The organism is Pseudomonas sp. PDNC002 (genome assembly GCF_016919445.1).
In the GTDB taxonomy this organism is placed as follows: domain Bacteria; phylum Pseudomonadota; class Gammaproteobacteria; order Pseudomonadales; family Pseudomonadaceae; genus Pseudomonas.
The window spans coordinates 1,961,942-1,986,523 of sequence record NZ_CP070356.1 but is presented as its reverse complement, the minus strand read 5'-3'; the positions used below and the strand labels follow the sequence as shown (position 1 = coordinate 1,986,523).

The 24,582-nt window shown below is 66.3% G+C and carries 22 protein-coding genes; 8 read left to right on the top strand and 14 right to left on the bottom strand.

Annotated features, from left to right (window positions below; all coding sequences use genetic code 11):
- Positions 1-52: 52 nt before the first annotated feature.
- The 12 genes from JVX91_RS09270 to JVX91_RS09215 form a co-directional block, all read right to left on the bottom strand.
- Positions 53-1,303 (bottom strand): OprD family porin, encoded by a 1,251-nt coding sequence (locus tag JVX91_RS09270; protein ID WP_205338963.1) that lies wholly within the window; start codon positions 1,301-1,303, stop codon positions 53-55.
- A 246-nt stretch (positions 1,304-1,549) separates the two neighbouring features.
- Entirely contained in the window at positions 1,550-2,527 is a 978-nt protein-coding gene (locus JVX91_RS09265; RefSeq protein WP_205338962.1) for an NADH:ubiquinone reductase, read from the bottom strand.
- 18 nt (positions 2,528-2,545) lie between these two features.
- Positions 2,546-3,463: an SDR family NAD(P)-dependent oxidoreductase gene (locus JVX91_RS09260; protein WP_024763956.1), complete on the bottom strand. Its 918-nt coding sequence runs from the start codon at positions 3,461-3,463 to the stop codon at positions 2,546-2,548.
- Positions 3,464-3,511: 48 nt separating this feature from the next.
- Positions 3,512-4,657 carry an acyl-CoA dehydrogenase family protein gene (locus JVX91_RS09255; protein WP_205338961.1) on the bottom strand — a complete coding sequence of 382 codons (1,146 nt, stop codon included), beginning with the start codon at positions 4,655-4,657 and terminating at the stop codon, positions 3,512-3,514.
- Between the two features lie 15 nt (positions 4,658-4,672).
- The gene (locus tag JVX91_RS09250; protein ID WP_205339966.1) at positions 4,673-5,428 is read right to left on the bottom strand and encodes an enoyl-CoA hydratase/isomerase family protein; all 756 of its coding nucleotides are present in this window, start codon (positions 5,426-5,428) and stop codon (positions 4,673-4,675) included.
- A gap of 8 nt (positions 5,429-5,436) precedes the next feature.
- Positions 5,437-6,495, bottom strand: a complete 1,059-nt coding sequence (locus JVX91_RS09245) for an acyl-CoA dehydrogenase family protein (protein ID WP_205338960.1) — start codon at positions 6,493-6,495, stop codon at positions 5,437-5,439.
- Between the two features lie 4 nt (positions 6,496-6,499).
- Complete coding sequence (locus tag JVX91_RS09240) at positions 6,500-6,904, bottom strand: PaaI family thioesterase (RefSeq protein ID WP_037006947.1); 405 nt, start codon at positions 6,902-6,904, stop codon at positions 6,500-6,502.
- A 38-nt stretch (positions 6,905-6,942) separates the two neighbouring features.
- Positions 6,943-8,313 carry an MFS transporter gene (locus JVX91_RS09235; RefSeq protein WP_205338959.1) on the bottom strand — a complete coding sequence of 457 codons (1,371 nt, stop codon included), beginning with the start codon at positions 8,311-8,313 and terminating at the stop codon, positions 6,943-6,945.
- 39 nt (positions 8,314-8,352) lie between these two features.
- A complete protein-coding gene (locus tag JVX91_RS09230) occupies positions 8,353-9,234 on the bottom strand; it encodes a MaoC/PaaZ C-terminal domain-containing protein (RefSeq protein ID WP_205338958.1) in 882 nt (293 codons plus the stop codon).
- Positions 9,218-11,353, bottom strand: a complete 2,136-nt coding sequence (locus JVX91_RS09225; RefSeq protein ID WP_205338957.1) for an acetate--CoA ligase family protein — start codon at positions 11,351-11,353, stop codon at positions 9,218-9,220. Before JVX91_RS09225 ends, JVX91_RS09230 begins: the two co-directional genes overlap by 17 nt.
- A 112-nt stretch (positions 11,354-11,465) precedes the next feature.
- On the bottom strand, positions 11,466-12,617 hold the full coding sequence (locus JVX91_RS09220; protein ID WP_205338956.1) for a thiolase: 1,152 nt from the start codon (positions 12,615-12,617) through the stop codon (positions 11,466-11,468).
- Positions 12,614-13,000, bottom strand: coding sequence for an OB-fold domain-containing protein (locus tag JVX91_RS09215; RefSeq protein ID WP_205338955.1), 387 nt, complete (start codon positions 12,998-13,000; stop codon positions 12,614-12,616). The genes JVX91_RS09220 and JVX91_RS09215 overlap by 4 nt, the downstream gene beginning before the upstream one ends.
- 141 nt (positions 13,001-13,141) lie before the next feature.
- Between JVX91_RS09215 and JVX91_RS09210 the strand changes: the two genes are divergently transcribed.
- Both JVX91_RS09210 and JVX91_RS09205 read left to right on the top strand, forming a co-directional pair.
- Positions 13,142-13,957 (top strand): IclR family transcriptional regulator, encoded by an 816-nt coding sequence (locus JVX91_RS09210; protein ID WP_205338954.1) that lies wholly within the window; start codon positions 13,142-13,144, stop codon positions 13,955-13,957.
- 397 nt (positions 13,958-14,354) lie between these two features.
- Positions 14,355-15,374 carry a branched-chain amino acid aminotransferase gene (locus tag JVX91_RS09205; RefSeq protein ID WP_205338953.1) on the top strand — a complete coding sequence of 340 codons (1,020 nt, stop codon included), beginning with the start codon at positions 14,355-14,357 and terminating at the stop codon, positions 15,372-15,374.
- A gap of 172 nt (positions 15,375-15,546) precedes the next feature.
- On the opposite strand, the gene JVX91_RS09200 is transcribed toward JVX91_RS09205, so the two are convergent.
- Positions 15,547-17,937 (bottom strand): hybrid sensor histidine kinase/response regulator, encoded by a 2,391-nt coding sequence (locus JVX91_RS09200; RefSeq protein ID WP_205338952.1) that lies wholly within the window; start codon positions 17,935-17,937, stop codon positions 15,547-15,549.
- A 208-nt stretch (positions 17,938-18,145) separates the two neighbouring features.
- On the opposite strand from JVX91_RS09200, the gene JVX91_RS09195 reads away from it, so the two are divergent.
- The 4 genes from JVX91_RS09195 (at position 18,146) to JVX91_RS09180 (ending at position 21,702) form a co-directional block, all read left to right on the top strand.
- A complete protein-coding gene (locus JVX91_RS09195; protein WP_026079345.1) occupies positions 18,146-18,943 on the top strand; it encodes a hydroxymethylpyrimidine/phosphomethylpyrimidine kinase in 798 nt (265 codons plus the stop codon).
- 43 nt (positions 18,944-18,986) lie between these two features.
- Positions 18,987-19,616: a thiamine phosphate synthase gene (gene thiE, locus JVX91_RS09190; RefSeq protein WP_205338951.1), complete on the top strand. Its 630-nt coding sequence runs from the start codon at positions 18,987-18,989 to the stop codon at positions 19,614-19,616.
- A gap of 42 nt (positions 19,617-19,658) precedes the next feature.
- Positions 19,659-20,945 carry a glutamate-1-semialdehyde 2,1-aminomutase gene (hemL, locus tag JVX91_RS09185; protein WP_205338950.1) on the top strand — a complete coding sequence of 429 codons (1,287 nt, stop codon included), beginning with the start codon at positions 19,659-19,661 and terminating at the stop codon, positions 20,943-20,945.
- A 214-nt stretch (positions 20,946-21,159) separates the two neighbouring features.
- Entirely contained in the window at positions 21,160-21,702 is a 543-nt protein-coding gene (locus JVX91_RS09180) for a tetratricopeptide repeat protein (protein ID WP_205338949.1), read from the top strand.
- 192 nt (positions 21,703-21,894) lie between these two features.
- Here JVX91_RS09180 and JVX91_RS09175 read toward each other — a convergent pair whose 3' ends face one another.
- Positions 21,895-22,227, bottom strand: a complete 333-nt coding sequence (locus JVX91_RS09175; protein ID WP_024763971.1) for a DUF1820 family protein — start codon at positions 22,225-22,227, stop codon at positions 21,895-21,897.
- 116 nt (positions 22,228-22,343) lie between these two features.
- Here JVX91_RS09175 and JVX91_RS09170 point away from each other — a divergent pair, with 116 nt between their 5' ends.
- Together JVX91_RS09170 and miaB are read left to right on the top strand one after the other, a co-directional pair.
- The gene (locus JVX91_RS09170; protein ID WP_205338948.1) at positions 22,344-23,144 is read left to right on the top strand and encodes a tetratricopeptide repeat protein; all 801 of its coding nucleotides are present in this window, start codon (positions 22,344-22,346) and stop codon (positions 23,142-23,144) included.
- Positions 23,145-23,214: 70 nt separating this feature from the next.
- Positions 23,215-24,552: a tRNA (N6-isopentenyl adenosine(37)-C2)-methylthiotransferase MiaB gene (gene miaB / locus JVX91_RS09165; RefSeq protein ID WP_205338947.1), complete on the top strand. Its 1,338-nt coding sequence runs from the start codon at positions 23,215-23,217 to the stop codon at positions 24,550-24,552.
- The last annotated feature ends 30 nt before the right edge of the window (positions 24,553-24,582 follow it).

The window sequence follows — 24,582 nt, the reverse complement described above, 5'->3', positions numbered from 1 at the left end:
AGGAACGGAGCGCGGCGTAATCGGCGCCCCGGTGGAATGCACACGGCGCGTCTCACCACAGCGGCATCTGGTAGCTGACGATCACCCGCGTTTCGTCGATATCGTTGCCGAAGTCGCTACGGAAGGAGCCGTTGCGCACCTTGAAGCCAAGGTTCTTCAACGGGCCGTTCTGCACCACGTAGCCGATGTCGGTATCGCGCTCCCATTCCTTGCCGCGCCCCTGGCCGTTGAGCAGGTCGATGTGATCGCCCTGCAGGTAGCGCGTCATGAAGGTCAGCCCGGGCAGGCCGAGGCCGGCGAAGTCGTAGTCGTAGCGCGCCTGCCAGGAGCGTTCGTCCTTGTTGGCGAAGTCGCCGATCTGCACGAAGTTGGTCAGGTACGGGTCGGTGCCGCTGAGGTAGGCAAAGCCGGTGTCGCCGGACATGCGCTGGTAGCCCACGCCGAAGCCGCTGCCGCCGATGCGGTAGGTGAACAGTGCGTTGAGCGCGCTGTTATCGACATTACTGCCGCCATCATCGGTGGAGCGCGCCCAGCGGAGGTCGGACTTGAGCGATTGGCCCGCGGCGATGGGCAGCATATGGACCACGCTCAGGTAGTGCTGCCGGTAGAAGTTTTCCAGGCCGCCGTAGTGGTAGCTGGTGCTGAGGTTGTCGGTCCAGCGATAGGTGCCGCCGGCGAGGTTGAAGCGGTCGCTGGTGGTGTGGCTGCCGAGCACGATGTTGCGCTTGTTGCCACGGGTCATCGACAGGTCTTCGTCGTTAGTCGAGTCGCGTTGCTTCACCTGGCGCAGCTGGCCGAGCTGCGCGGTGAGGCCGTCGATTTCGTTGATCTCCGCCAGACCGCCCTGGAAGGTCTGCGGGTGCAGGCGCGTGTCGTTGTATTGCACCACCGGCAGCTTCGGTAGCAGCGTGCCGACCTTCAGGGTGCTTTTCGAGGCGCGCAGCTTGGCAGTCACGCCCAGGTCGCTGTAGTCGTCGGCGGCGCGCTTGTCGCTGGCCGAGTACGGCAGCAGGCCGGAGCCGGTGCGATCGGGGCTGGAGTCCAGCTTGATGCCCAGCAGGCCGAGTGCATCGACGCCCACACCGACGGTCCCCTCGGTGTAGCCGGACTCGAAGCGCAGCAGGAAGCCCTGTGCCCATTCCTCGGATTTCGACTGGGCGGCACCGCTCTGGCGATAGTCGCGGTTGAAGTAGAAATTGCGCAGTTCCAGGCTCGCCTTGCTGTCCGCGATGAAGTCCGCGTGGGCGAACAGGGGCAGGCAGGCGAAGCTCGACACGAGCGCCCGTACGGGAAGATTTTTCATTGTTGTTGTCTCTTCGTCAGGTGAGGTTAAGGCGGCGTCGCTGCTCCTTGGTGAGTTCTGTGCGAGATCCGGCCCTCTCCCTAGCCCTCTCCCTGAAGGGAGAGGGGACCGTTCGGTGCAGGTTGAAACGATGGCATCAGCCGGCACGAGTAGCTCCCTCTCCCTTCAGGGAGAGGGCGGGGGAGAGGGCGAGCCCGGGCACAAGTCTCCAGAAGTAGCGCTTGCTCCACGCCGCCACATGGAAAATCACTGGATAAGCAAACCCTCCAATCGCTCGCGGATCAGGCCGCGTGCCTGCTCGACGATGCCGCGCAGCAGTTCCTCGCAGCTCGGCTCATCATCGATCAGTCCCTGGACCATGCCGGCCGACCAGATGCCCAGGTCGGTGTCGCCCTGTTCATACACGGTGCGCCCGCGCAGGCCGCTGACCAGCGTGGCGATGTCGGCATAGGTGGCGTTGCCGCGCGCCTCGATGGCCAGCACTTCCTGGCTGACGGCGTTGCGCGCGACCCGCGCGCTGTTGCGCAGCGAGCGCATGATCACGTCTGTGGAGCGCTCGTCCGCTGCGCGAATGGCCGCCTTGACCTGCGGATGGATCGGACACTCGCGGGTGCTCAGGAAGCGCGTGCCCATGTTGATCGCGTCGGCTCCCAGCGCCAGCGCCGCCACCAGTCCCCGGCCGTCGGCGAAACCGCCGGACGCAATGATCGGCACGCGCAACCGGTTGGCCGCGGCGGGCAGCAGGACCAGACCGGGAATGTCGTCCTCGCCCGGATGGCCGGCGCACTCGAAGCCGTCGATGGACACCGCGTCGACACCCAATTGCTCGGCCTTGAGCGCATGGCGCACGGCCGTGCATTTGTGGATCACCTTGACCCCGTGCTGGCGGAACTCGGCGATGTGCTCGCCGGGGTTGTTCCCGGCGGTTTCGACGACGCGGATGCCGCTCTCGATGATGACTGCGCGGTACTCGGCGTAAGGGATCGGCTTCTGCGTCGGCAGCAGCGTCAGGTTGACGCCGAAAGGCTTGTCGGTGAGTTCGCGGCAGCGCGCGATCTCGTCGGCCAGTGCCTCGGGCGTCGGCTGGGTCAGCGCCGAGAGCGTCGCCAGCCCGCCGGCATTGGCCACCGCCGCCGCCATCTCGGCGCGCCCCACCCACTGCATGCCGCCCTGCATGATCGGGTGTTCGACGCCGAAGGTTTCAGTGAATCGGGTCTTGAACATGCGCCTGCCTCCGAAAGGTCAGATCGGGTCCCAGGAGAACACGTCCGGGCTGCGCGCCAGGTCCATGAAGCTGCCGCGCAGCGCCGGCATGCCGTGCTCGGCGATGCTCTGCGGGGTCCAGCCGTTGTCGCTGTGCACGCTGCGCAGCGGGCGGCTCTGGCTCATCAGGAAGATCTCGTGGTTGCGCGCGGCGAACACCTGGCCGTTGACCGCACTGGCGGCATCGGAGGCGAGGTACACGGCCAGCGGCGCGTTCTTGTCCGGGGTCATGCGCTGCAGGTTTTCCACCCGCGCTTTCTGCTCCGGCGTCTCGGCCGGAATGGAGTCGGTCATGCGGCTCCAGGCGAAGGGCGCGATGCAGTTGGAGCGCACGTTGTAGCGCTGCATGTCGAGGGCGATGGACTTGCTCAGCGCAACGATGCCGAGCTTGGCCGCCGAGTAGTTGGCCTGGCCGAAGTTGCCGATCAGCCCCGAGGTGCTGGTCATGTGCACGAAGGCGCCGCTGTTCTGCGCGCGGAAGTGCTCGGCAGCGGCACGGCTGACGAAGAAGCTGCCGTTGAGGTGCACGTTGATCACCGACAGCCAGTCCTCGGCGCTCATCTTGTGGAAGATGGTGTCGCGCAGGATGCCGGCGTTGTTCACCACGATGTCGACGCGGCCGAAGGCGTCGATGGCGCTGGCGACAATGCGTCGCGCGCTGTCCCAGTCCGACACGCTGTCGGTGTTGATGGCGCCGTCGCCGCCGCGCTGGCGGATCAGCCCGAGGGTTTCCTCGGCCGGCGAGGCCGAACCGCCCTCGCCCTGCAGGGACACGCCGATATCGTTGATCAGCACCCGCGCGCCGCTGTCGGCCAGGGCCAGGGCGATCTCGCGGCCGATGCCGCCACCGGCGCCAGTGACGATCGCTACCTTGCCTTCGTTGAGTCGTTGGGTCATTGCTCGTTCCTTACTTCAATTCGTGTTTGAGGTTCGTTCTGCGCACGATCAGCTCGGCAGGCCGAGCACGGCCTTGGCGAGGATGTTGCGCTGGATCTCGTTGGTGCCGCCGTAGATGGTGGTCGGCCGCGACTGGATGAAAATGCCCGCCGGGTGCAGTTCGGGATCGTCGGCGTACGGATGCAACAGCGCCGAGTCGAGGCCGGCGATCTCCAGGCCCAGCTCGCTGATGCGCTGGTACAGCTCGGACTGGTGGATCTTCAGCAGGGAAACGTCCGGGCCCAGTTCCTCGCCGCGCCGCAGGCGTTCGGCGAAGCGCTCGTAGAGCGCCTTGTGGCAGTCCAGGTCCATGCTCAGCGCGGCGAAGCGCTGGGCGAACACCGGGTCGTCCCACAGGCCCTGATGGCGGGCCAGGCGCACCAGGCGTTCGAGGGCGAAGGTGGCCTGCTTGGGCGAACCGAGGAAGATGCGCTCGAAGCCCAGCAGTGCCTTGGCCATGCCCCAGCCGTGGTTGACCGCACCGACGAGGTTTTCCTCCGGCACGCGCACGTCGTTGAAGAACACCTCGCAGAATTCGCCCTGCAGTTCGAGGTTGAGGATCGGCCGCACCTCGACGCCGGGGCTGTCCATCGGCACCAGCAGGAAGCTGATGCCCTGCTGCGCCTTGGCGCTGCGTTCGGTGCGCGCCAGCACGAAGATCCAGTTGGCCTCGGTGCCCATGGTGGTCCAGGTCTTCTGGCCGTTGATCACCCATTCGCCGTCGCGCAGCACCGCCTCGGTGCGCAGGCTGGCGAGGTCGGAGCCGGCATTGGGCTCGCTGTAGCCCTGGCACCAGATGTCCTCGCCACTGAGGATGCGCGGCAGGAAACGCTCGCGCTGGGCGTCGGTGCCGTAGCGGATCAGCAGCGGGCCGAGCATGGTGATGCCGCTATCGGGCAGGCGCGCACAGCCGTAGTTTTCCATCTCCTCGATCATGATCAGCTGCTTGCCGGCGGAGAGGCCCATGCCGCCGTGTTGCACCGGCCAGCCGGGGCACAGCCAGCCCTGTTTCGACAGCGCCTGGTACCACTCCCAGGTGTCGTCACGGCCCAGGCGGTGGGCCGGGTTGCGGATGCGTTGCGGGTAGTTGGCGGCGACCCACTCGCGCACCAGCCGACGGAATTCGCCATCGTCGAGGGCGTTGTAATCGGTCATGTCTATGTCCTCGGCTCAGTGGCCTTTGAAAGAGGGCGAACGCTTGTCGAGGAAGGCCGCTTTGCCTTCGGCGTGGTCGGCACTGAGGAACAGCTGGCTCTGGAAATCGCCTTCGCGTTCGAGCAGCAGTTCCAGGCCATCGGCCAGCAGCGCCTTGGTCAGCGACAGCGCGAGCGGCGCCTGTTGTTCAACCTTCGCGGCCAATGCCAACGCGGCATCCAGCGCGGCACCCGGCGCGCAGAGCTGGTCCACCAGACCGATACGCAGCGCTTCCTCGGCCTCGATCACCTGGCCGAACATCAGCACTTGCCGCGCCCGACCGTTGCCGATGCGCGCCGGCAAGGTGTGCAGCTGACCGAGATCGGCGATCAAGCCAACCTTGCCGAATCCGGCGGCAAAGCGCGCCGTGCCGCCGCAAACCAGGCTGTCGCAGGCCAGCGCCACGGACAGCCCGGCGCCCACCGCCCAGCCTTCGATGGCGGCGATGATGGGCTTGCCCATGCGCAACATCTGGCGGACCAGATCGGCGTTCTTCTGCATGCGCACGCGGCCGGCGTTGAGGTCGGTGACGTGCATGTCGCTCAAATCGCCACCGGCACTGAAGACTTCCGCCGAACCGGTGAGCACCACGCTGCGCACGACGGGATCGGCGTCCGCTTCACGCAGCGCGTCGAGCAGCTCGGCACGCAGTGCGGGAGACAGCGCGTTGCGCCGCGCCGGATTGTTGAAGCGCAGCAGGCGCACCGAGCCGTGGGTTTCCTGCAACAGCATCTCGCTCATCACGCCACCTCCGCATGCAGCAGGGCGATGTAGCGCGCCCGGTGGAAGGCCAGCGAGCCCTGGCTGTTGAGCAGCACCATGGCGCGGCGCAGGAACAGGCCGATGTCGGCTTCGTCGGTGTAGCCGATGCCGCCGTGCAGCTGGATCGCCTGGCGGGTGACCAGCATCGCGGCCTCAGCCGCGCGAACCTTGGCGGAGGACACCAGGCGCTGTACCTGGGCGGTCGGCGCACCGTCGTCCAGCGCGGCGGCCGCTTCGCCGACGATGGCGCGGGCCAGTTCGATCTGCAGCTTGAGGTCGACCATGCGGTGCTGCAGCGACTGGAAGCTGCCGATCTCACGGCCAAACTGCCGGCGCACGCCGAGGTAGTCGCGGGTCTGCGCGAAGGCCGCATCCATCAGCCCGACCAGATAGGCCGAGCAGGCCAGCGCCGCTTCATCGAGGGCTGCGGGCGTGGACTCGACGCGTTGCGCCGGCGTGCCGTCGAAGCGCAGGCGCGCCAGGTGGCCGCCGTCCTGGGTGGGTTCCTGATACAGGCTGAGCCCTTCGGCATTACGTTGCACGAGAGCGAAACCACTATCGCAGGCGACCAGCCAGGCATCGGCGGCCGCACCGAGCGCCACGTGGGCGATCTCGCCGCGCAGCTGGCCATCGCGCAGCACCGGCAACGCGGCACTCGCTTCATAGCCGATACCGGCGGGCAAGATCAGTCGTTCGCCAGCCAACAGTGCATCGCGCTCGTCCGCAGGCAGCAACGGAGCGACCAGACTTGCCTCGATCAGCGGCTCAGGCAGCAGGCCACGTCCAAGCTCTTCCAGCAGCGCCGCGTACTCGGCCATGCCCAGTCCGCTGCCGCCCAGTTCTTCCGCCAGGCGCAGGCCCGGCCAGCCCATGGCGCAGACTTCGCCCCAGGCGTCGCGGTCCACGCCCGTCGACTGGAAGCGCAGGCGGCGCACCCGTCCCAGGTCGCCGCCGCGCGGGACCAGGGAGGCGGCGCTGTCACGGATCAGCCGCAGGCGCTCTTCGCGCTCCTCGGCCATCGCGGTGTGGTCGGTCATTTCATCATTCCCGTGTCGGTTGAACAGCTCCGGCCGCCGCGGGCCGGTACTTGAAACTGCCGGTGGCGCTGGCGATCAGCTCGCCGGCCTCATCGAAGATTTCCGCCGCGCAGAAGCACAGCGTGCGAGTGCGCTTGAGCACCCGGCCGACGGCGTTGATCTCGCCGCGGGTGCTGCCCATGAAGTGGGTGGCCATGTCGATGGTGACCATCGAGCAACCCGGCATCTGCGCGCGGATCGCGCCGGCCATGGCGGCATCGAGCACGCTCATCAGCACGCCGCCGTGGAAGCTGTCGATGTAGTTCATCAGCTCCGGGCGGTGGCGCAGGCGTACCCGCACCACCTCGCCATCGACCCAGCGCTCCAGGCCTAGGAACTCCTGGAAGGTGTATCGATCGCGGGGGAACATGTCCGGTCCCGGTGCATTGGCGGCGCGGGAGAGATCGGTCATCGCAGGCTTTCCTCCGTAACGGGTTGGCCCAGTGGGCGGGCTGCGCTGTGCGCCGGCGCATGCGCGGGTGCGGGTGCGGGTGCGCTGGGCTGCGCTGTGCGCGCTTCGCGGTTTGGGTCATACAGGCGGTTGGGGATCATCAGCGCCGGGATCAGGCCGGTGATCACATAGGTGATGCCCATCACCAGGAAGCCCGCACCGATGGACACGTGCGAAGCCAGCAGGCCGATGGCCGCCGGAGCCACCGCCGCGCCGATGCGGCCAAGGTTGTAGGACGTGCCGACGGCGGCGCCGCGCACCTGGGTGGAGAAGCTCTCGGTCATGTAGGTGGCCAGCACGCCCACCGGTACGCCGTAGATGAAGCCGAACAGCGCGAGGATCCAGACGATGTTGTCCGGGGTGTGCCAGAACACGATCACCGGCATGAAGATCGCGGTGCCGATGGCGCCAGCGGCGAAGGTGGCGCGGCGACCGAAGCGGTCCGAGGCGATCCCGGCGAGCACCTTGCCGAGGATCATCGCGGTGTAGGTGCCGACCATGTAGCCGGTCATGGACTTGAAGTTCATGCCCAGCTCGCTTTCCAGGTACGAGGGCATCCAGTTGTTGGTGCCGTAGTAGCCGAACAGCAGGAAGCACGAGGTCAGGCTCCACAGCACGAACATGCGTCGCGTGGACGGATCGACCAGCAGTTGGCGCATGCCGCCGCTGGCGACTGCTTGCCGGCGTCCGCTGTCGGCCTGCTGCACCCGTTGCGCGCGGGCCGCCAGCCAGGACGGCGACTCCGGCACCCAGGGCCGCAGCGCCAGGCAGATCAGCGCCGCGCCAATGGCGGTGAAGAACAGCGCGCGCCAGCCGTAGTCGGGGATGATCAGCCCGGCGAGGACGGTCGCCACCAGGTAGCCCACGGTCCAGCCGGCCTGCATGGTTGCCAGGATGGTGGTGCGGTACTTCGCGGTGACGAACTCCGACATCAGGATGTTGCAGGCCACGAACAGCGAGCCCAGCCCCAGCGAGGAGACGAAGCGGATCAGCGCGAAGGCCCAGAAGTTGTGCGCCAGCCCGAGCAGCGCGGTGCCCAGGGAGAACACCAGGATGGTCCAGGTCACCACCCGCACCCGACCGAAGCGGTCGCACGCCCAGCCGCCGTAGATACCGCCGATGGCCATGCCGGCCAGGGTGACGCTGCCCAGCGAACCGGCCTCGAAGTTGGAGAGACCGAATTCCGCCTTCAGGCTGTTCAGGCTGTAGGCGAGGAACATCAGGTCCGCGCCATCGGCGAGCAGACCCAGGAAGCAGAAGAGGAAAGCGATCACCAGGGTCCGCCGCGGTATCGCGGTGCTCTGGGCCAAGCTGTCGGGTGCGTTCATTGTTGTTGTTCTCGCAGGTTGGTTGAGGTCGTCGTCGCGCTATGCCCGCCCGGCGTGTTCTCCCATCTCCGGGGTCAGGCGCACGCGGCCGTTGTCCAGCACCACCACGTCGCGCTCGACGACGCGGGTGCGGAAGGAGCCGTCATTCCAGATTTCGGTACGCAGGGTTTCGCCGGGAAACACCGGTGCGGAGAAGCGCACCTGCAAGTGGGCGAAACGCTCCGCGCGGTAGTCGGCGAAGCCGCGCAGCAGCGCGTGGAAGGCCACGCCGAGGGTGCACAGGCCATGCAGGATCGGCCGCGGGAAGCCACCACGAGCGGCCGCCGCAGGGCTGGCATGGATCGGGTTGTCGTCGCCGTTCAGGCGGTAGTGCAGCGCCTGCTCGGGGCGAGTCGGCAGGTCGATGACCAGGTCCGGCGCCTGCTCGGGCAGACGGTGCGGCTGGCTCAGCGACTGGCTGTCGCCGCCGAAACCGCCATCGCCGCGCAGGAAGGTGGTGCCGCGGGCAATCGCCAGCACCTCACCGCTTTGCGCATCGCTGACGACCTTCTCGCTATAGAGCAGCGCGCCCTTGCCGGCGCCCTTGTCGACCAGCCCGGTGACGCGGGTGCGGCCGATCACTTCGCCTTCCACCGGCAGCGGCTTGAGCCATTCGATGCTCTGCTCGCCGTGGACCAGGCGCAGGGCATCGACGCCGGTGTCCGGATTGCCCAGCCAGAAGCCGGGATGACCCAGCACCACCGCCATGCAGGGCAGCGCCTGGAGATCGCGGTTGGCGTCGACGAAGGTCAGCTGGTGCTCGTCCATCGGGTCCGCGCCGAGCCCGACCGACAGCGCATAGAAGGCGCTGTCATGGCGGCTGAAGCGCTGGCGTACTTCCGGGATCGGGTAGTTCAGCAGATGCTCAGGATTCAGCGCCATGGGCCACCTCCTCCACTTCCAGCACCGCGTCGGCGGCCCAGGCGCCCTGCCCTTCGGGCATGGCGAAGACCGGGTTGAGGTCCACCGAACGCAGGCGCGGGCCGGCCTCCGCAGCGAACTGCGAGAGTTGCGCCAGCACGCGCGACAGGGCCTTGATATCGGTCACCGGACGACCACGGGCGCCCAGCAGCAGCGGCGCGCCCTTGATGCTGCGGATCATCTGCTCGGCCTCATCGACGCCGAACGGGCAGCGACGGAACACCACGTCCTTGAGCACCTCGACGAAGATGCCGCCAAGGCCGAACACCGCTACCGGACCGAACTGCGCGTCACGCTGGATGCCCATGAAGCACTCGACGCCGCCCTGCAGCTGACGAGCCACCAGCACGCCGTCGAGGCGAGCGTTCGGCGCATGTTCGGCAGCGCGTTCGAGCAGCAATGCGTAGCCGTCGCGCACGGCCTGGGCGCTGCCGACGTTGAGCAACACGCCGCCGATTTCCGACTTATGCAGAATGTCCGCCGAGGCGATTTTCAACACCACCGGGAAGCCGATCTGTTCGGCGAATGCGGCAGCTTCCGCAGCGCTTTTCAGCACACGTTCGGGCGCCGATTCGATGCCGGCGCGCGCCAGCAATTGCTTGGCCTCAGCCTCACCGGGCGTGCTGGGCGGCAGCTCGACGCCGCCGGGCACAGGAATCCTGCGCAGCGGCCGGGCGAATGCTTCGCCCAACTGGCCCATGGCCTGGATGGCGCGCACGGCGCGGGTCGGGTCTTCGAACAGGGCGAAGCCGGCCTTCTGGTACGGCGCCAGCTCCTCGCCCTCGCCCATCACCGAGACCACGAACAGGCGGTCCGGGTGATCGACCTTGATCCGCGCGAACTGCTCGGCCAGGCGCGGGCCGATGGAGGCAGCAGTACCGGCCTGGGTGAAGAAGGCGATCAGCGAGCGATAGCCGCCGTCCACCACCATGGACTCGGTGAAATCGTGCACCAGGCTCAGGTCGTTGAGCGCCTGGGCCGTGCAGTCCACCGGGTTCAGCGGCGAGGCATAGTGCAGGCGCTGCTTCAGGCGTGCCTGGGCCGCTTCCGGCATCGGCGGCATGGGCAGGCCGACGTCCTCGGCGGCGTCGCTGACGATGATCCCGGCGCCACCGCTGACGGTGATCATTCCTAGGCTGTTGTTCACCGGGTAGATGCGCTGCGTGGCGAGGTAGGCGATGTCCACCAGCTCTTCGGTGGTGCGCGCGCGGACCACCGCGTAGTCGGCCAGAACCGCGTCGAGCACCTTGTCGTCGCCGGCCAGGGAGGCGGTGTGCGACATGGCCGCACGGCCGCCCAGCTCGCTGCGCCCGACCTTGTGCAGGATCACCGGCTTGCCGGCGCGATGGGCCGCTTCGAGCGCGGCGAGGAAGCTGTCGACGTTGCGGATGGATTCGGCGTAGGCCATCACCACGTCGACCTCCGGCGATTCCACCAGCCAGCCGATGGCATCGCCCAGGGTGACGTCGGCCTCGTTGCCGGTGGCGACGCAGATCGGTGTACCCAGCCCGCGCTGCCGCGACAGACCCAGCAGGTGCGCGCCGTAGGCGCCGGATTGGGTGGCGATGCCGACGCGCCCGGCCAGCGGGATGCCGCGCTCCAGGCTGGTGGAGAAGAAGGCGTAGTAGCCCAGGTTGGCGTTGAACACGCCCAGGGCGTTCGGCCCCAGCAGGCGCATGTTCGCCGCGCGGGCGGCTTCGACGATGGCGTCCTGCATGGCCACGCCTTCCTCGCCGACTTCGCTGAAGCCCGAGGAGAACACGATGGCGCTGCGCGCGCCCTTGCGGCCCAGCGCCTGGACGGTTTCCAGCACCTGCGGTGCCGGCACCGCGATGATCGCCACGTCCGGCGCCTCGGGCAGCGCGTCGACACTGGCATAGGCCGGCAGGCCCTGGATCTCGGTGCGATTGGGGTTCACCGGCAGGATGCGGCCGGTGAAGCCGTTGCGCAGCATGTAGGCGATGGGGCGGCCACCGATGCGGTGCGGGTCGCTGGAGGCGCCGACCACGGCGACCGAGCGCGGCTGGATCAGCGGGGTGAGACTGGCGAAGCCTGTGTGTTGCAAGTGACTCACTGACATGACGTTCCACCTGAACAAGTAGCGGGTGCCGGCCGTTCGTGTGCCGGCGCGAGGGCGAGTGCGTCCACGGCGGGCCGTCTGCAACGGCCACCGGGAGCGACGAACCCAAATCTCAGAGCACGTTCTGGGTGCCGAGCAGCGCGGTGACCTGGCTGGACAGCGTGCCGCCGTTGCCGTGCAGCAAGGCGATATCGGCCTTCTTCAACTGGCGCTCACCGGCCTGTCGGCGCAGCTGGGTAACCGCCTCGATGATCAGGAACATGCCGTACATGCCCGGATGCACACAGGACAGCCCACCGCCGTTGGTGTTCACCGCCAGCTCACCGCCGGGGGCGATGCGCCCGCCCTGGACGAAGCGGCCGCCCTCGCCCTTCGGGCAGAAGCCGAGGTCTTCGAGGAACAGGATCGTATTGATGGTGAAGGCGTCGTAGACCATCACCAGGTCGATATCCGAGTGCTTCACGCCGGCCATCTGCATGGCGCGTGGACCGCTCTCGGAAGCGGCAGTGACGGTGAGGTCGGGCATGGCAACGATGGAGCGGTGCCACTGCGCGCCGGCCGCGCCGAGGAAGTAGATCGGCGCCTTGGGCAGGTCCCGCGCACGCTCGGCGCGCACCATCACACAGGCACCACCGCCGTCGGTGACCAGGCAGCAGTCGGCCTTGCTCAGCGGGTCGCTGACCATCCGTGCGGCGAGCACGTCATCGATGCTCAGCGGGCCACGGGCGAAGGCCTCGGGATTGAGGTTGGCCCAGCCCCGCGCGGCGACGGCCACTTCGGCCAGGTGCTCGCGGGTGGTGCCGTATTGATGCATATGCCGACTGGCAGCCAGCGCATAAGCAGTGATCGGGTGGCGCGGCTGGTAGGGCGTTTCGTGCCACTGCGGCTCGCTCATCGACACCAGCTTGCCGCCAGCGGTGCGCTGGTTGGAGCCATAGCAGATCAGCGCCGCGTCACACAGGCCGGCCTCCAGGGCCAGGGTTGCCTGCAGAAGATGGAGCTCGAAGCTGGAGCCGCCGACGTTGGTGCCGTCGACGAATTTCGGTTTGATGCCCAGGTACTCGCAGACCGAGAGGGTCGGGAAGGCATGGGAGCTGGTGGCCGAGAACACCGCGTCGATGTCCGAAAGCTTCAGCCCGGCATCGGCGATGGCTTTCATCGAGGCCTGGCCGAGCAATTCCATGGCGCTATAGCCGTGGGCTTCGCCGATACCGGCGCTGCCGATGCCGACGATGGCGGTCTTGCCACGCAGGACCTGACTCATGCTTGCACCTCCGCGAGAGGCTCGAAGACGACGACGGCGCCACTCTCCTGCTGGGCAATGCGCGCCTTGACGCGGGCGCCGATGGGCAGGCTGAGATGCCCTTCGATACGCGACATCATGCGTACACCTTCATCCAGGTCGATCAGGGCGACGTTGTAGTCACCGCTGCGGGCGCGATTGACGGTCAGGGCATACAGGGTGCCCAGGCCACTGGCGGGAACCCATTCCAGGTCCGTTTCGCCGCTGCCGGGCACCTGGGTGCGCGGGTAGAACACGTATCGGCCGGTGGAGGCGCTGCGCTGCAACATGAAGCGACCCTGGGCGAGGAAGGCGAGGTACTGCGCCTCCGGCCCTGGCATGTTGCGGTCGGGGAAATCCACCATCGAGGTTTCTCCTTTGTTCTTGTTCTGCCTTTGTTGCAAAGTGCGTTACCGCCCATGCCAAGCCAGCTTCACGGAAGCCGTTGCAGGCGTCGCAGGGTCAGAATACATTCACAATACTGAATGTCAATCAGAATACAGAATATGACCACTGAAAAGACCGTCGAAGAAAGCAACAGCAAACGCACCGGCAGCGCCAAGGATGTCGGCGCCGTCGTGAATGCCATCCAGATCCTTCGCCACCTGGCCAATGCCGAGGGCCCCGAGGGCGCGACCGCCATCGCCCGCGCCACCGGCATCAGCCCGAGCACCACCTTCAATATCCTGCGCACCCTGACCAACGAGCAGCTGACCTCGTTCGACAACGACACCAAGACCTACCGCCTTGGCCTGGGCCTGTCGGAGCTGGCGGTGAGCTTCATCGGCCGCAGCTACGCCGACCTGATCCAGCCGGAACTGGAACGTCTGAGCACCAGCCACCAGATCCTCATCGCCCTGTGGCAGGTGACCGACGACGCGCACATCCGCGTGATCGCCGTCTCCGCGCCACCCGTGGCCCACGTCAACGTCGCCGTCGGCTCGCGCCTGCCGGAACTGGTGGGTGCCGCCGGGCGCTGCATCGCCGGCCTGCGCAACCTGCCGGACGATGAGCTGCGCCGCCGCCTGACCCGCGTGCGCTGGGAGAGCCCGCCCGGCTTCGAGGAGTTTCGCAATGACGCCATCGGCGCCCTCGAACTCGGCTGGGCCATTGACCAGGACCACCTCTACCGCGGCGTCAGCATGGTCGCCAGCGCGATCATCGACCACGACCGGCAGCCGCGCTTCGTCATCTCCGGCATCGGCATCAGCGCGCAGCATGAGCGGGAAAAACTGGAACAGATCGGTGCCAGCCTGCACGAGACAGCACGCTTCATCAGCCGCTCACTGTTTCCCCAAGGGAGCGCCAGTAAGCCGGAATGACAGAAAATATATTCAGCATACGAAATGTCATTCACAAAAATGACAAATTTCAGCTGAATATCCGGCCTGGACCCCGCAGACGGGCAGCAAAATCCACCGCCCGTCTCGGCATTGCCACCCGCGACCCTGCGCCAAGGTCGCTCGGTTCCCGATGCGACTGATGGCAGCGATATTCGCAGCCCAGCCCCCACAGCCGCGAATATCGCCGGTATCATGGCAAGTCCTGGTGGAGTCCTGGCGGTACCATCAAGCGGGGGACGTCGCTCCCCCCGCGTAGCGGAATCCTGGTGATTCAGGCAGCGCCCGCCGTCAGGGTCCCGAAATCACCATGCGGATGCTCGCCCGCCATGCCCTGGCAGACGAATGGCCGCAGGCAATCCCATTGAATGAGGCAACCATGGCACAGAACGACATCGATTGGGGCGCGCTCGGATTCGATTACATCAAGACCGATTTCCGCTACATCTCCCACTGGCGCGATGGCCTCTGGGACGACGGCAAGCTGACCGAAGACAACACCCTGCACATCAGCGAGGGCTCCTCGGCGCTGCATTACGGCCAGCAGTGCTTCGAAGGCCTGAAGGCCTACCGCTGCAAGGACGGCTCGATCAACCTGTTCCGCCCGGACCAGAACGCCGCGCGCATGGCCCGCAGCTGCGCCCGCGTACTGATGCCGCAGGTGTCCGAAGAGCAGTTCATCGACGCCTGCAAGCAGGTGGTCCGCGCCAACGAACGCTTCATTCCCCCCTACGGCTCCGGCGGCGCCCTGTACCTGCGTCCGTTCGTGATCGGCGTGGGCGACAATATCGGCGTGCGTCCGGCCCCGGAATTCATCTTCTCGGTGTTCTGCATCCCGGTCGGCGCCTACTTCAAGGGCGGCATGAAGCCCCATGACTTCATGATCTCCACCTTCGACCGCGCCGCGCCCCACGGCACCGGCGCCGCCAAGGTCGGTGGCAACTATGCCGCCAGCCTGCTGCCGGGCTCCCAGGCCAAGAAAGCCGGCTTCGCCGACTGCATCTACCTCGACCCGGCCACCCACAGCCGCATCGAGGAAGTGGGTTCGGCCAACTTCTTCGCCATCACCCACAACGACGAGTTCGTTACCCCGCGCTCCAGCTCCGTACTGCCGGGCATCACCCGCCTGTCGCTGATGCAACTGGCCGCCGACCGCCTGGGCCTGAAGGTGATCGAGGGCGACGTGGAGATCAACGACCTGGCGCGCTTCAAGGAAGCCGGCGCCTGCGGTACCGCGGCGGTGATCACCCCGATCGGCGGCATCCAGTACCAGGACAACCTGCACGTATTCTACAGCCGCGAAGACGTCGGCCCGGTGACCCGTCGCCTCTACGAAGAACTGACCGGCATCCAGACCGGCGACGTGGAAGGCCCGGACGGATGGGTCGTCAAGGTCTGAGCCTGACAGCTCGCTGAAACAGAAACGCCGCGATGCCGAGAGGGATCGCGGCGTTTTTCTTTGGATCGACAGAGGGATTTGTCATCGCGTAGGAGCGGACTCTGTCCGCGATGCTATCCGGCGCGATGCGAACCTATCGCGGACGAAGTCCGCTCCTACGCATAGTCCAGCCTCAGGCGTGACTGGGCAGCGCCGGCTGGCACAGCAGCCAGTCATGCAGCAGCATCTGCAACTCCTCGAACTTCACCGGCTTGGCCATGTAGTCGCTCATTCCGGCGGCCAGGCAGCGCTCGCGGTCGCCGCTGTGGCTGTGGGCGGTGATGGCCAGTACCGGCAGGTCGCCACAACCCGGCAGGGTGCGGATCGCCCGGCACGTGGCGAAGCCGTCCATCACCGGCATCTGGCAGTCCAGCAACACCGTGTCGATGGTTTCGCGGCGCAGCAGTTCGATGGCCTCGGCGCCGTTGTCCGCCGTGCGCACCCGATAGCCGAGCTTGAGCAGCATGCCGCGGATCACCAACTGGTTGATGGCATTGTCCTCCACCACCAGTACCGTGCACTGCTCCGGACTGCGCAGCGCCTGGCCGCCCGCGCGGCGCGGCGGCGGGGCGATGTTCTGGGCGGGTTGGCCGACCTGGATGTCCAGGCTGAATCGACTGCCCTGCCCCGGCTCGGACTCGTGCACCAGCTCGCCGCCCAGCAGCGCCACCAGCTTGCGGCACAGCGCCAGGCCGATGCCGAGACCACCGTATTCACGGGTCAGCGAACCATCGAGCTGGAAGAAGCGCTGGTACAGCGCACCATCCGGCGGGGTGGAGAAACCGATACCGCTGTCCTGCACCTCGATGCGCAGGGACAGCCCTTCATTGTTCGCCACGCCCCCGACACGCAGGTTCACGCCGCCCTGGCGGGTGAACTTGATGGCGTTGTCGATCAGGTAGCCCAGCGCCTGCGCCATCTTGCCGGCATCACCTTCGAGGGTGTCGGGCAGGCTCTCGTCCAATTGCAGCACGAAACGCAGCCCGCGCTCCTCGGCGCGCGGCGCGTACTGCGCGCGCAGGCCGTCGCACAGCCCACGTAGGCTGAACGGCTCACGGCGCGGGTAAAGCTTGCCGGCCTGCAGCTCGATCAACGCGAGGATGTCGTTGACCATGCGCATCATGTCCCGCGCCGAGCCGGTGGCGGTCTTGTGGTACTGGGCCAGTTCGATGTCCATCGGCACCGTCTGCATCAGCTCCAGCGAGCCGATCACCCCGCTCATGGGCGTACGCAGTTCGTGGGTGACGGTGGCGAGGAACTCGTCCTTCAGGCGGTTGCTGCTGGCCAGCTCCAGGTTCAACTGTTCCAGCTTGCGACTGGTTTCCTGGAGGATGCGCGTGCGCTCCTCCTTCATGGCATTGATGCGGTCGGCCAGCGCCAGGGATAGCAGTCCGACTTCCAGCGCCGAGCCGATCTGGCTGGCGTACATGGTGAGGAAGATGTTGGGCAGCAGACCCAGCACCATCAGGGTATTGATCACCCCGCCAAGCAGGAAGGCGCTCCAGGCGAAGATGAAGTAGCGCGCCACGCGCATGCCGCGCAGCCAGGCGACGATGCCGGCGCTGAAGATCACCACGGTGAAGGCGAGCGCCAGGTAAGTGGCCAGGCGCAGCGCAATCGCGTAGCTGACGGTCAGCGCCAGGATCATCACCAGCGCGCCGACAGCCATCAGGACGCGCAGGATGCGGTCGATCCACAGGCTGTGCTCGCGGGTGTGCAGGAAACTGCGGGCGAACTGGCAGCCGAACAGCCCCGCCGAGCCGATCAGGAAGGGCGTGGAAGCATTGGCCCACCAGGGGTTGTTGGGCCAGAAGTACTCGATGCCCGCGCCATTGACCGATATCTGGTAGAAGCCGAACGAGGCGATATAGAGGATGTAATAGAGGTAGCTGGTGTCGCGGACGCTGAGGAAGATGAACAGGTTGTAGATCAGCATCACCAGCAGCACGCCGTAGATGATGCCCAGCACATAGATGCGTTGCGGCTGCTCTTCCAGATAGGCCTTGGGCGACCAGAGCGTCAGCGGCGCCTGGATCGAGCCCTGGCTTTCCAGGCGCAGGTAGACGCGCAGCGGCTTGCCGGGCTCGAGCTTGAGGTCGAACAGGTAATTGTTCTGGCGGATCGGCCGGCTGTCGAACGGCAGGGTGTCGCCGGTGCGCTGGGCGAGCGTGAAGCCGCCATGGCCGTCGGGCAGATAGAGATCGAGCTTGTCCAGCGGCGGGTAGGCCAGTTCCAGCAGCCAGTTGGCCGGATCTTTCGAGGCTTGCGGCTGGTAATCCAGGTCCAGGCGCAGCCAGAACACCGAGCGGGAATAGCCGGCATTGAGCACATCGCGCTCATGGCGGCGGAAGCTGGCGGCCAGCGCCGGTGAGCTGATCTCTGCGATGTCGGCGGTGCCGCGCACGTCCTCGAAGACATCCATCGCCCGCCCCAGGGGCAATTGCCCGACGCGCTCGTCGAAGCTGATGGCGCTCGCCACTGGCGAGAGGATGAGAAGGATCAGGAAGATCAGCCAGTGCCGCATGGTGCCCCGCAGTGCCACCGACAGCCGCGCCGGAGATCCCCATCTCTCGTTCTGGCGCGCCGTGAAGGCGTTGTGTTGGAATCGGCGAACTCTACCACAGGCCTTGTGCCCCGTGGCATTCGACCACTCGGCCAGAGCGCGGCCAGGCGATGCGCAATGGACCGTTCGGTCAGCTCAGCGCCCCGTTTTGGTGATAAGCTCCCGCGCCATGAAAACACCTGCCTCCCGTCCCGTAGTGCTCTGCCTGTCCGGCCACGACCCGAGTGGTGGCGCCGGCCTGCAAGCCGATATCGAAGCCCTGATCGCCCAAGGCTGCCACGCCGCGCCGACCGTCACCGCACTGACCGTTCAGGATACCGTCAACGTTTCCGACTTCCGCGTGCTCGACCGCGAGTGGGTGCTGGCCCAGGCCAACGCCGTGATCGCCGACCTGCCGGTGGCGGCGGTCAAGCTGGGCATGCTCGGCTCGGTGCAGATGGTCGACACGGTCGTCGAGATCATGCAATCGCTGCCGGGCATCCCGCTGGTCTGCGACCCGGTGTTGCGCGCTGGCGGCGGCGGCTCGCTGGGTAAGGACGATGTCGGCTACGCCATGCGCGAACGCCTGCTGCCAATCGCAGCAGTGGCCACGCCGAACCTGCCCGAAGCGCGCATCCTCGCCGAACTGCCCGAAGGCACCGCGGACGAGTGCGCCGACAAGCTGCTGCCTTATATCCAGACCCTGCTGATTACAGGCGGGCACGGCGATGAGTCCGAGGTGCACAATCGCCTGTACACCCGGGACGGCCAGCGCCACACCTTTACCTGCCAGCGCCTGCCCGGCAGCTACCACGGTTCGGGCTGCACCCTGGCGAGCACCCTCGCCGGTCGCCTGGCCCTGGGCGAGGAGCTGGTGAGCGCGGTGCGCAGCGCCCTGGACTACACCTGGCGCACCCTGCGCGACGCGGAAGCGCCCGGCCACGGCCAGTACGTGCCGCGCCGCCTGCCGCTGGACTACTGCTCTTAATATGTCGGTGCCCGCGAGGGCGGGCACCCGGATCGAGGTTGCGATGAAACTGCGCGGACTCTACGCCATCACCGACAGCCAGCTGCTCGACGGCGGCCGCCTGCTGCCCTACGTCGAAGCCGCCCTCAAGGGCGGCGCCAAACTGCTGCAATACCGCGACAAGTCCGACGACGCTTCGCGCCGCCTGCGTGAAGCCGAAGCGTTGCGCGATCTCTGCGCGCGCTACGGCGCCACGCTGCTGATCAACGATGACGCCGAACTGGCCGCGCGCCTGAGCGTCAGCGTGCACCTGGGCCAGACCGACGGCTCGCTGGCCGCTGCCCGCGCCCTGCTGGGCCGCGATGCCGTCATCGGCGGCACCTGCCACGCCAGCCTCGACCTGGCCGAGAGAGCCATCGCCGAGGGCGCCAGCTACGTCGCCTTCGGTCGCTTCTTCGCCTCCCAGACCAAACCGGGCGCCTCCGCCGCCAGCCTCGAACTGCTGGAACAGGCCAAGGCCCGCTTCAACGTGCCGCTGGTGGCCATCGGCGGCGTGACCCTGGAAAACGCACCCGAGCTGATCGCCCGGGGTGCCGACATGATCGCCGTGATTCACGCCCTGTTCGCCGCCGAGTCCCCGGCCGAAGTCGAACAGCGCGCCCGCGCCTTTAGTCAACTCTTCGAAACCCGCTGAGCGCCCACGCGCCCGGCCCTTCACAGCTTCGCGAGGTACACCATGTCCCGTTCCGAAACGCTTTTCGCCAATGCCCAGAAACACATCCCCGGTGGCGTGAACTCGCCGGTGCGCGCGTTCAAGAGCGTCGGCGGCACCCCGCTGTTCTTCAAGCACGCGGAAGGCGCCTACGTCGTGGACGAAGATGACAAGCGCTACGTCGACTACGTCGGCTCCTGGGGCCCGATGATCCTCGGCCACAGCCACCCGGACGTGCTCGACGCCGTGCGCAAGCAGCTCGACCACGGCCTGTCCTACGGCGCGCCGACCGCGCTGGAAGTGGAAATGGCCGATCTGGTCTGCTCGCTGGTTCCGTCCATGGACATGGTGCGCATGGTCAGCTCCGGCACCGAAGCCACCATGAGCGCCATCCGCCTGGCCCGTGGCTATACCGGCCGCGACAGCATCATCAAGTTCGAAGGCTGCTACCACGGCCACTCCGACAGCCTGCTGGTGAAAGCCGGCTCCGGCGCCCTGACCTTCGGCGTACCGAACTCCCCCGGCGTACCGGCGGCCTTCGCCAAGCACACCCTGACCCTGCCCTTCAACGACATCGCCGCCGTCGAGAAGACCCTGGGCGAAGTCGGCAAGGAAGTGGCGTGCATCATCGTCGAGCCGGTCGCCGGCAACATGAACTGCGTGCCGCCGGCCCCCGGCTTCCTCGAAGGCCTGCGCAGCCTGTGCGACCAGCACGGCGTGGTGCTGATCTTCGACGAAGTGATGACCGGCTTCCGCGTCGCCCTCGGTGGCGCCCAGGCGCACTACGGCATCACCCCGGACCTGTCGACCTTCGGCAAGATCATCGGCGGCGGCATGCCGGTGGGCGCCTTCGGTGGCAAGCGCGAGATCATGGAGCAGATTTCCCCGCTCGGCCCGGTCTACCAGGCAGGCACCCTGTCGGGTAACCCGCTGGCCATGGCCGCCGGCCTGACCACCCTGCGCCTGATCAGTCGCCCCGGCTTCCACGACGAGCTGACCACCTACACCACCCGCATGCTGCAAGGCCTGCAGGAGCGCGCCGACGCCGCCGGCATCCCCTTCGTGACCACCCAGGCGGGTGCCGCGATGTTCGGCCTGTACTTCACCGGCGCGGACGACATCGTCACCTTCGACGACGTGATGACCAGCGACGCGGAACGCTTCAAGCGCTTCTTCCACCTGATGCTGGACGCCGGCGTGTACCTGGCTCCGAGTGCCTTCGAGGCCGGCTTCACCTCCATCGCCCACGGCGAAACCGAGCTGAAACTGACCCTGGACGCCGCCGAACGCGCATTCGCCGCGCTCAAGTAAGCCCTTGCGAAGGCGCCCGGCCGGGCGCCTTTCGCCCGCTGCTTCTTTATTTCCGCGTTACGCTCCACCTTGCATCGCACGCCTTCCTGATAGAAAAATCAGAAAAGAAGGTAAAGACTTTGTAAGGAAGCGCCGGCTTATTTCATAATGTGAAGGCCGGCGCATTTCGCTGGCCGGGTTTTGCCCGCCCCGATTCTGGAGGCCGTTTCTCCCCATGTACCGTTCCGGTCGTACGCTGCTCGGTTGCCTGTTGCTCGCTCTCCCCCTGTTCACTCAGGCGGGCGGCAATTCGCTGCTGATTCCGGCCACCGGACGCTGCACCCTGAACACCGTGCCCGAACAGCTGCAGCAGGCGCTGGCCAGCTGCCAGCAGGCCGCCAACGCAGGCGACGCCCAGGCACAGTTCGAACTAGGGGAATTCTTCTATACCGGAGAACGCGCCCCGCGCGACTTCCAGGCCGCCCTGCACTGGTACGAGAAAGCTTCGCTGCAAGGCCACGCCGACGCACAGCTGCGCCTGGGCACCATGTTCTTCCGCGGCGAAGGCGTGAAGGCCAACAACGTGCAGGCCTACATCGTGCTGAAAATGGCCGCCGTGAATGGCGCCGAAGACGCCATGGACAGCGCCGACCTGGTCGCCGAGCAGATGAACAAGGACGAACTGGACATCGCCACCAAGGTGCTCGGCCAGATCTTCCGCAACTACCTGATCGAACTGCAGACCGCCGGCAACACGCCGTTCTCACCGCTGCCCTGAGCCGCTACGTCCAACTCAAGAGCCCCTCCCCCCAATCCTGGCTACGTGCATCGCTCCCGCGGGAGAGGGGGCAGTTCGCGCAAGCAACGCCGTAGCGCTCGACTCCCTCTCCCTCAGGGAGAGGGCTGGGGTGAGGGGAAAGGACAGGCACAGAGCTACCGGAAGGCAGCAACGCCTGCATGGTGAAGTGGATCAGCTGTCCTTGCCGGGCATCGGCATGGGGAACGGCATCACGTTGCCGGTGATCTTGGCGTCGCTGATCTTCGCGGTGCCCAGGCGCTCCACCTCGTCGATGCGGATGATCGAGTGCAGCGGCACGAAACTGCGGATGACGCCATCGAACTGCGCCTTGAGCTTCTCCTCGCTGGGGTCGACCACCACCTGGGTGCGCTCGCCGAAGACGAACTCCTCGATCTCCAGGAAGCCCCACAGATCGCTCTGGTAGATCTGCTTGGCATACATCTCGTACACCTGGCCCTGATTGAGGAAGACCACCTTGTAGATCGGGTTCTCGCGCTTGCTCATGAACGAAGGATGACAGCTTTGCAAAAAGGGCACGCAGGATAGCACATGCGTGCAGCCAGCCATGCGCCGGCAGGTCGACAGCACTAGAATCAGCGGGCATTTGCCAAGGACGCGCCATGCCCACCTACTCTCCAGCTCGTTACTCCACCGCCCTACTGATCGCTCTCTGCCCCCTCGCCGCCTCCGCTGAGCCGGCCTGCTCGCCAGCAGCACTTGCCCGCCCACTGGTGAACCACCTGTTTGCCCGAAAGGACTACGGCGAAGCGATTGCGCGCCTGGAAGCGGCCATGGACAGGCAATCCCAGTGTTCCAGCGTGCCTGACCGCAACTGGTACTGGTTGCGCAGCGACCTCGCGCTGGCCTATCTGAAAGCCGGCAGGGAGCAGGATTGCCGCAAGCAACTACAGCCTCTGATCAACAACCCACGCAGCTCATCCGACGTGAACACTGTCTTTCCCGAGGATGCCAAGCTGATTCGCGCACTGGAGACCAACCAGCGCTTGTGCAACGAAGCCCATGAAAAGCGCCTCGCAAACTTCACTAAGACGGCCTGCCAGACTTTGATCCCGGGCGCGCTGGCCAGAGCACTGACACCATACGGCACCTGCATGGCAGTACTGCCAGCCCCATCCAATACATCAGGCGCCTGCCCAAGCCTGGTGGAGTGGCAAGGCGGCAAGCAACTGCGCCAACTGCACCTGGTCGCAAGTGATGACAACTCACCCTTGGGCGACGCGTCGCTCTGCTGCAAGATCCACTCAGTCCGTGTCGCGCGGGCCGACGGAAAGCTCCTGCTGCGCCTGCAGGGCGAGGGGCGCGACTGCTTCGGTGGCACCGCCTATGACGTGCTGGATGCGACCTACGAACTCAACGGCAGCGAGCTAAAAGCGCTGGATGATTTCTCCCTCACCTACTGACGCGGTAGCTGACGTATCTGTCCGGGCTTATAATGCGCGGTCATTTTTTAACCAGACAAAGAAAGACTCCATGGCCAAGAAGCTTTTCATCCAGACCCACGGTTGCCAGATGAACGAGTACGACAGCTCGCGCATGGCCGACCTGTTGGGTGAGCATCAGGCCCTGGAAATCACCGAGAAAGCCGAAGAAGCCGACGTCATCCTGCTCAATACCTGCTCGATCCGCGAGAAAGCGCAGGAGAAGGTGTTCTCCGAGCTGGGCGCCTGGCGCACGCTCAAACAGCAGAACCCCAACCTCGTGATCGGTGTCGGCGGCTGCGTGGCAAGCCAGGAAGGCGCGGCGATCCGCGAGCGAGCGCCCTATGTCGACGTGGTGTTCGGCCCGCAGACCCTGCACCGTCTGCCGGAAATGATCGATGCCGCCCGCGCCACCCGCCAACCGCAGGTGGACGTGTCCTTCCCGGAAATCGAGAAGTTCGACCGCCTGCCCGAACCCCAGGTGAACGGCCCGACCGCCTTCGTCTCGGTGATGGAAGGCTGCAGCAAGTACTGCACCTTCTGCGTGGTGCCCTACACCCGTGGCGAAGAGGTCAGCCGTCCGTTCGACGACGTGCTCGCCGAGGTGATCCACCTGGCCGAGAACGGCGTGAAGGAAGTCACCCTGCTCGGCCAGAACGTCAACGGCTACCGCGGTCAGACCCACGACGGTCGCATCGCCGACTTCGCCGAGCTGATCCGCGTGGTCGCCGAGGTCGATGGCATCGAGCGTATCCGCTACACCACCTCGCACCCGCTGGAATTCTCCGACTCGCTGATCGCCGCCCATGCCGAAGTGCCGCAGTTGGTGAAGTTCGTCCACCTGCCGATACAGGCCGGCTCCGACCGCATCCTCGCGGCGATGAAGCGCAACCACACCGCGCTGGAGTACAAGTCGCGCATCCGCAAGCTCAAGGCGGCGGTGCCGGACATCTGCATCAGCTCGGACTTCATCATCGGCTTCCCCGGCGAGACCGAGAAGGATTTCGAGCAGACCATGAAGCTGGTGGAAGACGTCGGCTTCGACTTCTCCTTCTCCTTCATCTACAGCTCGCGCCCGGGCACCCCGGCCGCCGACCTGCTGGACGACACCCCGGACGAAGTGAAGAAGCAGCGCCTGCTGATCCTCAACAGTCGCCTCAACCAACAGGGCTTCGAGATCAGCCGACGGATGGTCGGCACGATCCAGCGCATCCTCGTCACCGACTACGCCAAGCGCGACCCGGGCCAGCTCCAGGGGCGCACCGAGAACAACCGAGTGGTCAACTTCCGTTGCGACAATCCGCGCCTGATCGGCCAGTTCGTCGACGTGGAAATCTACGAAGCGCTGCCCAACTCCCTGCGCGCCACCCTCGTGGAAGCACGCCACTGAAATTCGACCGTTGAAGCCCTCGAAGGCGAC